Origin of the sequence: Amycolatopsis sp. NPDC059027, assembly GCF_042739735.1 — a bacterium.
Taxonomy (GTDB): Bacteria; Actinomycetota; Actinomycetes; order Mycobacteriales; family Pseudonocardiaceae; genus Amycolatopsis.
In genome coordinates, this window is record NZ_JBHYIK010000037.1 from 1 (window position 1) to 9271 (window position 9271).

At 71.0% G+C, this 9271-nt stretch carries 7 protein-coding genes; 2 read left to right on the forward strand and 5 right to left on the reverse strand.

Annotated features, from left to right (window positions below; translation table 11 throughout):
- Positions 1–344: 344 nt before the first annotated feature.
- Positions 345–1418 carry an alkene reductase gene (locus ACFWY9_RS24880; protein ID WP_378340044.1) on the reverse strand — a complete coding sequence of 358 codons (1074 nt, stop codon included), beginning with the start codon at positions 1416–1418 and terminating at the stop codon, positions 345–347.
- A gap of 116 nt (positions 1419–1534) precedes the next feature.
- Between ACFWY9_RS24880 and ACFWY9_RS24885 the strand changes: the two genes are divergently transcribed.
- Positions 1535–1990: a MerR family transcriptional regulator gene (locus ACFWY9_RS24885; protein ID WP_378326649.1), complete on the forward strand. Its 456-nt coding sequence runs from the start codon at positions 1535–1537 to the stop codon at positions 1988–1990.
- Here ACFWY9_RS24885 and ACFWY9_RS24890 read toward each other — a convergent pair.
- The 4 genes from ACFWY9_RS24890 to ndk all read right to left on the reverse strand — a co-directional run bounded on the left by ACFWY9_RS24890 (position 1950) and on the right by ndk (position 7639).
- Positions 1950–5276: a phosphodiester glycosidase family protein gene (locus tag ACFWY9_RS24890; RefSeq protein ID WP_378340081.1), complete on the reverse strand. Its 3327-nt coding sequence runs from the start codon at positions 5274–5276 to the stop codon at positions 1950–1952. The two genes, ACFWY9_RS24885 and ACFWY9_RS24890, sit on opposite strands and share 41 nt — an antisense overlap.
- Before the next feature lie 71 nt (positions 5277–5347).
- Complete coding sequence (locus tag ACFWY9_RS24895; protein WP_378326648.1) at positions 5348–6238, reverse strand: ArsR/SmtB family transcription factor; 891 nt, start codon at positions 6236–6238, stop codon at positions 5348–5350.
- A 165-nt stretch (positions 6239–6403) separates the two neighbouring features.
- The gene (locus tag ACFWY9_RS24900) at positions 6404–7153 is read right to left on the reverse strand and encodes a maleylpyruvate isomerase family mycothiol-dependent enzyme (RefSeq protein ID WP_378326647.1); all 750 of its coding nucleotides are present in this window, start codon (positions 7151–7153) and stop codon (positions 6404–6406) included.
- A 75-nt stretch (positions 7154–7228) separates the two neighbouring features.
- Complete coding sequence (gene ndk, locus ACFWY9_RS24905) at positions 7229–7639, reverse strand: nucleoside-diphosphate kinase (protein WP_378340045.1); 411 nt, start codon at positions 7637–7639, stop codon at positions 7229–7231.
- A 185-nt stretch (positions 7640–7824) separates the two neighbouring features.
- Here ndk and ACFWY9_RS24910 point away from each other — a divergent pair, with 185 nt between their 5' ends.
- On the forward strand, positions 7825–9189 hold the full coding sequence (locus ACFWY9_RS24910; RefSeq protein ID WP_378340046.1) for a M14 family zinc carboxypeptidase: 1365 nt from the start codon (positions 7825–7827) through the stop codon (positions 9187–9189).
- Positions 9190–9271 lie beyond the last annotated feature (82 nt).

Below are 9271 nucleotides of genomic sequence, written 5' to 3' on the forward strand. Positions count from 1 at the left end.
TTTCTCCAGATCACGCACCATCGACACGGCACGATCCTTCAACTCCCGCGGAAACCTGCTGCTCGCCACGCCGCTCATCCTTCCCAGAACGATCGGCCTCCAACAAACCCGGGGCGGTCCACTCCGTTCCCGACGATGAACGTCCCGAACGGAGCGTTCGCGACAGCCAGGGCCGCGGCGCGCCACCCCGCCCGCCATGGCAAGCCCGCCAGCACCACGCACCCCTCACGTCACACTCCCCGCGCCCGCCGAAGTGCCGTGAAGGAGGCCTTCACAGCATCGAGCGCCGGGGAAGCACCCTCCAGCAACGGACTCGGCGACCTGAATGTCCATAAAGGATGGTGTCAGGCTGTGTGCTGGTAGGCGGAGTAGGTCAGGTAGCCCGCGTCGCCGCCCTGGTAGTAGGTGGCTTCGTCGACGGGCGCGATCGGAAGCGCGGTCCGCAGCCGTTCGACGAGGTCGGGGTTCGCGATGAAGGCGCGGCCGAAGCTGATGAGTTCGGCGCCCAGCCCGAGCCAGTGATCGGCTTCGCCCTTTCCGGCCTGCTTCGGCCCCATCGGATACACCGGGTTCATGATGAGGGTGCCCGGCCACGCACGGCGCAGGCCGAGCAGGACCTCCTCGTCGGCGGTGGCTTCGAGATGGACGTAGGCCACTTCGAGACGGGCCAGCTCGGTCAACAGCGCGGCGTAGAGCTCGGGAACGTCAGCGTCTTCGACGCCCCAGAACTTCGCGCCCGGCGAGAGGCGGATGCCGGTCCTGGCGCCGCCGACGGCGTCCACGGTGGCGGACACCGCTTCGACGGCGAACCGGATCCGGTTGGCCACCGAGCCCCCGTAGCGGTCGGTGCGCAGGTTGGCGTTCGTGGAAAGGAACTGCGAGATCAGGTAACCATTGGCGCCGTGCAGCTCCACGCCGTCGAAACCGGCGTCGACGGCGCGGCGCGCGGCCAGTGCGTACGACTCGGCGTGCTCGGGCACTTCGGCGGTCTCCAGGGCACGCGGCACCGGCATGGGCTGCGGACCGGTCGGGGTGAACACGTCCCCGACGCCGGGCACGGCCGAGGGGCCGACCGGCTGCAGGCCGGTGGTGTCGGGATGGGAGACGCGCCCGCCGTGCATGATCTGGGCGAAGATCCGCCCGCCGTTGGCGTGCACGGCCGCGGTCACGGGCCGCCACGAAGCGACCTGCTCGTCGGTGTGCAGCCCCGGCGTCCCCGGGTTGGACTGCCCGATCAGGCTCGGCTGCACCCCCTCGCCCACGATCAGCCCGGCCGTCGCCCGCTGGGCGTAGTACGTCGCCATCGACGGTGTCGCCAGGCCACCGGCGGCGGCCCGGACCCGGCTCATCGGGGCCATCACCACCCGGTTGGGCAACGTCAGGTCGCCGAGCCGGTAGCTGTCGAAAAGGGTTGTCACGTCAAGACTCCTTCGTGTTCCGGAGCGTCCGGACCCGGACGTGACACCCACGCTAGAATCTGACATGGACGTCAGGTTCAAAACATTGTGTCGCAGCTCATACGAAGGAGGGCGCGGTGCGCATCGGGGAGTTGGCTGAGCAGACCGGGGCCAGTGTCCGGTCCCTGCGGTACTACGAGGAGCAGCGGCTGCTGACCAGCACGCGGAGCGCCGGTGGGCAGCGCCACTACGCGGCCGAGGCGGTCGGCCGGGTCGCGCTGCTCCAGCGGCTCTACGCCGCCGGGCTGTCCAGCAGCACCATCGCCGAGCTGCTCCCCTGTGTCGACTCGCCCAGCGAGACGAACTCCGACGCCGCGTTCGAGCGGATGGCACAGGAACGCGACCGGCTGTCCGAGCACATCACCGACCTCATCCGCACCCGCGACGCGCTCGACGAGCTCATGGCCATCAACCGGCAGTACCGCGAGAGGCCCCGGTCGGGGTTGTCCGCTTGCACGGTTCCCTCGCCCGGAGCCTCTCACCGCGTCACCCTCAGCGGATCGGCACCGCGAGGCTCCGGCTCACACCGTTGACCGTCACCGAGAGCCGTGCGACGCCGGGACGCAGCGCGGTCAGCACGCCGGTGGCCGGGTCGAACGTGGCGACGTCCCAGGGCGCGGGCGGCCAGAGGCCGGTCGCGATGTGCGTACCCCAGCCGCCGGTCCATTCCGCGCTCACCGGGTAAGCGGCCGGGACGGTTCGCGCGCCCTGTGTCAGCTCCGCGCGGATGTCGGCGTGCGCGCCGGGACGCAGCGCGTCAGGCCCCGACACGGCGAGCGCGTCGACGTTGGGCCGGGTCTGGAACCGCACCGGCTGCCCCCGGTCGCCCGGGTCGACCCGCACCAGTGTCCAGCCGACGAAGCCGCCGTCGCCGGGCGCGGCGGCCGGCGCCTTGCCGGAGTTGCCGTTCACCAGGTACGGCACGCCGTCCGTGCGGGACAGCGCGAACACGCCCGCGTGCGAGGCGATCGACGCGGCGGGTTTGCCGGAGGCCTGTTCGAAGCCGGTGAGCCAGGCGTTCAGCAACTCGGCTTCCTTGCGGTCGCCCAGCTGCGAGTTGCCGGTCGGGCTCGGATCGGCGACCGGATGGTGCATCGCGACCACGACGCCGCGGACGGACCGGTCGGCCTTCGCGCCGTCGAGTGCCTCGCGCAGCATCCGGACCTGGTCGAACCCGCCCGCGCGCAAGGTTCCGCGCGAGGAGTCCATCAGTACCAGCCGGATCCCGCGCACGTCCACGACCCGGTGCGTCGCGCCGAACGCCGCCTCGAACTCGGCGAGCCCGTGCCCGCCGTCGGCCTCGTGGTTGCCGGGCACGTAGTACCAGGGCACCTTGCCGTCCAGTTCCTCGGCCAGGATCCTGCGGGCGAGCACGAAATCGGGTGCCGTGCCGCGGTCGACGAAGTCGCCGTTGATGAGCACCAGGTCCGGTTTCGCCGCGACGGCCTCGCGCAGTGCGCGCCGGGCCTGGGCGACCAGCGGCCCGTTCGGATCGTCCGCGGTGAACTGCGCGTCGCTGACGACGGCGACCCGCAGACCGCCGCTGCCGGTCACGCCGACGAGCGCGGGATCGCGCGGCCGCGGGTCGGCGGGCACGGAAGCCGCCGGCGACACCTCGAAGGTGAGGTCGTCAAACACGAGACGGCCCGAGTACTGCCGATCGGGGACGTTCTCGACGGCGTAGAACCGGACCAGCCGTTGCCCGTCGGGCAGTCCCGCCGGGACGTTCGCGGTGACGTATCGCCAGCCCGTCCAGTCCACCTTGCGCGCGAGGTCCACAATGGACGGTACGTTCGCGGCGTCGCGGAGTTCGGCGCGCAGCCAGGCACCCTTGCCGTCGCCGTTGACCCACAGGCCGATCCGCTGGGTGCCCGCCGGGACGGGCAGCGGCGCGGCGGCGTTCACGTAGGCCGCCCTGGTCGCCGTGGTGCCGGTGAGCCGGTAGTCGAGCGCGAGGCCCGCCGTGCCGTCGTGCCCCGGCGCCGAGGACAGCGCCGCGCCCACGACCGCCGGGTAGACCGACGCCGTCCAGCCCGCCGGACCGTCCAAAGGAGACGCGATTTTCCGTTCGGTGCCCGCCGACGCGCCCAGGTGCGTGCTCAACCCCGCCACGGTGGCGGTGATCGCGGTGGCACCCGACGCCGTCAGCGCCGTGACGGCGAACCCGTCGCCGTCGGGCTCGACGCGGAACGCCGAGTGGTCGTAGTCGAGCTTGACGTCGTCCGGTTCGATCCAGGTGCCGTAGCCGTCGGCGTCGTAACCGAAGACCTGGAAGGTTCCCTTCGCCCCGGCGCCGGACAACGCGACCTGTTCGGTGCTGGTGCCGAGCCGGATCGGCTTGCCCAGCACGGAAAGCGTCGTCTTGCCGGAAGCGCGGCCCTGACGGGCGAAGACGTCGACGTCGGCTCGCGCGTCCGGCCGGAGAAAGTCGGGGTGCGCGGTGAACAGGCCGTCCGTCACGCTGCCGCGCAGCGGGTTCGACGTGCTCCAGCGAGGTCGCGCGTCGACCGCGGCGCCGGTCTCGTCGTGGCCGTCGGCGATCAGCCTGCGTGACAGTCCGGAAAGGACTCTGGTGGCGTTGCGGCTGTTGTGCGCGGGCACCGGCGAGAACCCGGTGAGCCGCCCGCTGCCGGGCGTGGTCGCGATGCCGATCCCATTGGGCACCAGCCGTTCCCCGCCGTCGGACGGCGAGTTGCGCACGCTCGCGTCGCGCTCCCCCTCGGTGCGGGCGAGCAACGTCGAGGAGCCGCCGCCGTCGAGATTGATCGCGTCGGAGGCGCCCAGCGAAGCCATGTGCCTGGCCAGTTCCAGCTCGGTCATGCCCCGGCTGTCGGCCTGCCGACCGTCCACTGTGGCCAGCCACATCCTGCCGCCGTCGGCGGAGAAGCCGACCGCGGTGCGCGGGTGCATGGCGACGTCGTCGACCGGCTGGATCTGCCCGCCCTTGACCAGGATCTTGTTGCCGCCCACCGCGACCGCGATCTTCCCGGCGTCCGACCGCGGCGCGTAGGACACCGCGACCGGGTCGCCCGGGCGCAGCGCGGCGAGCGTGTCGGCACCGGCGTCCCTGGCGAGCAGCACCGTGCTGCCCGCCGGGATCGGCCCGTCCGCCGGGGTGTCGCGGACCTGCGTGACGGCGCGGTCGCGGATCTCCACCTCGGCGACCCGCCGCGCGCCCGCCACCGACGTGCGTCGCGGGGAAGCGCCCCACAGCGGGGTGTAGACGCCGATCGCGTCGGCGCCGAGGACGGGACTGTTGAAGTTCGCCGCGCGGACGGTGTTCCCGCCTGGCAGCGTCACGCTCGCTTCGAGGAAGATCTCGGCGAGCCGCGCCTTGCCCTCGTCGGTGATCGACGCGGTCAGGTTGTGCCCGGTGGCGGGCGCGGTCTGCAGCTGCCCGCGGTCGATCCCGACGCCGATCGGCGCGCCGGTGGCGTTGATGTCGAAGAAGTCGCCGTTCACCCCGGCGATCGCGCCCGCCCGCGGCAGTTGCTGCGACAGCGGGGTTCGCGCCGACACCGTGCCGGGGCTCAGGTAGGTCGGCTTCAGCGTCTTGTTCGTGAGGTCGACGGCCAGTGTGTCGCCGCGGATCCAGCCCCGGGGATCGAAGCGGTCGAACTGGGTGAGGTTCAGGCCGGGCGCGACCGGTGTCGTGGCGGTGCCGGTGACCAGGCCGTCGTCCGGTGGTGCGGCGGCGAAAACGGCCGGGCCCTCATGGGCCGACGACGCGGTGGGGGCGCCTTCGACCGGTGGTGGGCCGAGCGGGGCGGCCAGCGGGTCGGCGACCGCGGAAGCGGCCAGCGCCGAGGAGGACAGCACTACGGCGGCGGCGAAGAACGCCAGGCGTGACTTGAGCACGAGTTACCCCAGAATCGAGTGGTTCAGCCCAATCAGCTCAACCCACCGGCGCTGCCTGCGAAAGACTTCGCGGTGAACACGCCCTGAACGGCGTACGGCGGTTGGCAACCGCCTTCCAGCAGCGACCGGCCGAGCGGGGTGAGGGTGTGCAAAACGGCGCGGCTCACCCGATGGCTCGTGACCAGTCCGGCCTCCCGCAGCACCCGGGTGTGCTCGCTCGCCGAGGCCGGCGCGATGTTCAGCCGCTGGGCCAGTTCGCTCGTGCTCGCCCCGGATTCCAGCATCCGCAGCACCAAAGCCCTGGTCCGGCCGAGCAACGCCGCGAGCGACGCCGACGCCCGCCCGCTCGACCCGCTGGCGCAGCACGGCACCGTGCGGTCGACCGGATACAGCAGTGCGGGGCCGCATCCGTTGGCGGGTACCAGGATCGGCGCCAGGCAGAAGTACGACGGGATGAGCCGCACCCCGCGCCCGCCGAGCCGGATCTCGCCGGATTTGGCGGCCAGTTCGAGCACCGGCGAGCGCCACACCGCGCCCGGTCGCAGGCTCGCCAGCAGCGCGTCGACCCCGCCGTCGAGGAACGCGCGTGCCCGCACCGCGCGATCCGCGTCCAGCCGCATGAGCACATGCTCGTGATACGGCGCGATCGCCGCGTCGTAGTAGTCGGACAGCGCCCGCTCGTACGGGCCCGAAACAACGGGCTCGGGCGCGTCGGACACCGCGGCCAGCACCCGCAGCGCGGCCGCGAGCGAACGGTCGCTGACCCGCTGGGCCAGCACGCGGCGGCGCCACGGTTCGAACAACGACGGGCCCGCCCTCGCCCGCAGGAGACGCAGGCTCAGCCAGGCTTCCCAGCACGCATCGGCTTCCCCGGCGATGCGCACCTGTCCGAGGTCTTCGCCGGTGAAGTGGATACGGAGCACTCCGCGCACGTTACTAGTGGCGCATTCTCCGTGATATCCACCATTTCGGCGCTGGATATTCGCCATTTCGGCGTCATCCGAAATGCCTCGTACCCGTGCTGCCTCCTCTTGTCGCCACGTGCCAAAACAGTGCCGGACACCGCGGATTCCGGCAGGGAAAGATGTTCAGGGAGTCAGCTTCGCGGTGAGAAATCCGGTGGCGACGCTTTCCGTGCCGGAGATCCGCGGTGCCACTTCGGCGAGCGGCCTGCGTTTCCACAACAGGAACAACAGATCCCGCGCCGTCGCTTCGACCGTCGCGGCCGGCTCGGTGGCGGGGCCGAGCGCGGGCGGCTCGCCCTCGGCTCCGGGATGCAGTGTCCAGCTGTCCCCGGTGTCGGTGGCACTGAGCACCAGCGGCTCGGGCAGCGGCGGCGGGGAGGTCCAGCGGGTCACCCGGGGCAGTATCGCCGTGAGCACCTCGTCGACGCCGTCGGCCGCGATCGCCGGGTCCAGCGCGAACGCGGTGCCCGCCGCCCGGTGCGCGTCGACGAGGTGGACGGCGGTCTCGTGGGTCTGGCGGCGGAACCAGAACGCCTTGACCTTGGGCGTGCCGGCGAAATGCCAGCACGGATCCTCCGGCCGGGCCGCCGCGAGCGCGGCCAGCAGCAGCTCGGCGCCCTCGGCGTACCAAGCCGCGAGGTCGCCGGTGACGGGCGCGGCGAAGTCCTGGGACTGGGGTTCACCGGCCTCGACGGTCTTGGCCGCCCAGCGGTGCACGTTCCCGAGGTGGGCGCCCAGATCCGCGAGCGTCCAGGGTTCGCAGCACGGCACCGGTGCCGTGTGGTCGGCGGTGCGCAGCACCTCGGCGAAGCCCGCCGTCAGCGAGCGGAGCGAGGTGAGGTAATCCTCCGGTGGCAACGGGAGTGTGGTCATGTGGGCGACTCTAACCACACCCACCGACAAAAACGCGGGGGAAGACCACGTCCTCCCCCGCGTCCCGGCCACCGATCAGAGGTCGGGGAACCAGAGCTTCAGCTCGCGCTCGGCCGACTCCTGGCCGTCCGAACCGTGGACCAGGTTGTACTGCGTCTCCAGCGCGAAGTCGCCGCGCAGGGTGCCCGGGGTGGCCTTCTCGACCGGGTCGGTGCCCCCGGCGAGCTGGCGGAACGCGGCGATCGCGCGCGGGCCCTCGATGGCGAGCGCGACGACCGGACCGGACGTGATGAACTCCAGGAGGTCACCGAAGAACGGGCGCTCCTTGTGCTCGGCGTAGTGCTCCTCGGCCAGCGAACGGGGAACGGTGCGCAGCTCCAGCGCGGCCAGCTTGAGCCCCTTGCGCTCAATGCGCGAGATGACCTCGCCGACGAGGCCGCGCGCCACGCCATCGGGCTTGACCAGGACGAGCGTGCGTTCAGTCACGACGGTATTTCTCCCTGTGTGAAAACGTGTTAACGGGGGCGAGCCTAGCCGACCTGCTCCGCGGGTCTTGAACGCCGTCCACGACTCATGGCGGTTTTTCACCAATTCCCTACGTGAGTCGGTAACATCCTGGCGTCCGGGCACCTACTCTTCGCGGTCAGTTCAGCACACCTCGAGGAGGCACCATGCGGAAACTCCGCGCGGCCACGACGGTCGCCGGCGCGGCCGTGCTGCTCGCGTCACTGGGCTTCGCTGCCGGTCCGGGAGCGCAGGCGGGCGACACGAACAGCCAGGACGTCATCGAATACCGCGTCCACGACGCCTATCCGAAGGGCGAGGCGCTCGAATCCGCGGGGCTCGAAGTCGTCAAGCGCGACGGCAACGACGTGATCGTCGTGGGCGACGGGGACACCGGTGCCCGGCTCGAGCGGCTCGGCCTGCGCGCCGAGGTGAGCAGGCATCTCCAGCAGGCGCCGTGGTCCGCGCCGTCGCTGGCCCCCGGCGCGGCGCCGCAGGACGAGACGTACTACGGCGGCTACCACACGGTCAACGCGCACTACGCCAACATGGACGCCGCCGCGAGCGCGCACCCCGACCTGGCGACCGTGGTGAACTACGGCCAGTCGTGGCGCAAGCAGCAGGGTCAGGGCGGGTACGACCTCAAGGCCGTCTGCATCACCAAGAAGGCCTCGGGCGACTGCGAGCAGAAGCCGGACTCGAAGAAGCCGCGGTTCCTGCTCCAGTCGCAGATCCACGCGCGCGAGATCGCGACCGGCGAGATGTCGTACAAGTACATCAACTACCTGGTCAACGGCTACGGCAAGGATTCCGAGGTCACGAAGCTGCTCGACACGACCGAGATCTGGGTCGTGCCGATCGTGAACCCGGACGGCGTGAACATCGTGCAGTCCGGCGGGAACAGCCCGAAACTGCACCGGAAGAACGCCGACTTCACCGACGCGGACCTGCGGCAGTGCGGCGACAGCGCGGGCAGCCAGCCCGGCGTCGACCTCAACCGCAACTTCGGCTACCACTGGGAAAGCAACACCAGCAAGTGCGACCAGACGACGTCGACGTCGAACGGTTCCGCGGACTCCGAGCCGGAGACGAAGGCGCTGGAACAGTTGTGGGCCAACCTCTTCGGCGACCACCGCGCCGACGGCCCCGACGACAAGCCGGACGCGAACGCGCGTGGCACGGCGCTGATGCTGCACAGCTACGCGGGCATCATCATCCTGCCGTGGGAGTACACGCACACCACGCACACACCGAGCGACGCGCAGTTCCGCGCGATGGGCGCGGACATGTCGAAGTTCTCCGGCTACAAGGCCGGACAGGCCGGTGAACTGCTCTACGACGCCGCGGGCGGTTCGGACGACCTGGCCTACGGCAAGCTCGGGATCGCGTCGTTCACCATCGAGCTGGGCGACAACGGCGGTTCGTGCGACGGCTTCACCCCGCAGTTCTCGTGTGTGGACGGCACTTTCTGGCCGTACATGCAGAAGACGTTCAACTACCTGGCGAGCAAGGCCCCGTCACCCTACAAGTGATCCCGGGGTTTCGACGTGGTGGGGGGGGGGACAGCTGGAGAGGGGTGGATAGGCGGTCGGGTGAGAGTGTCGAGGTCTCGCG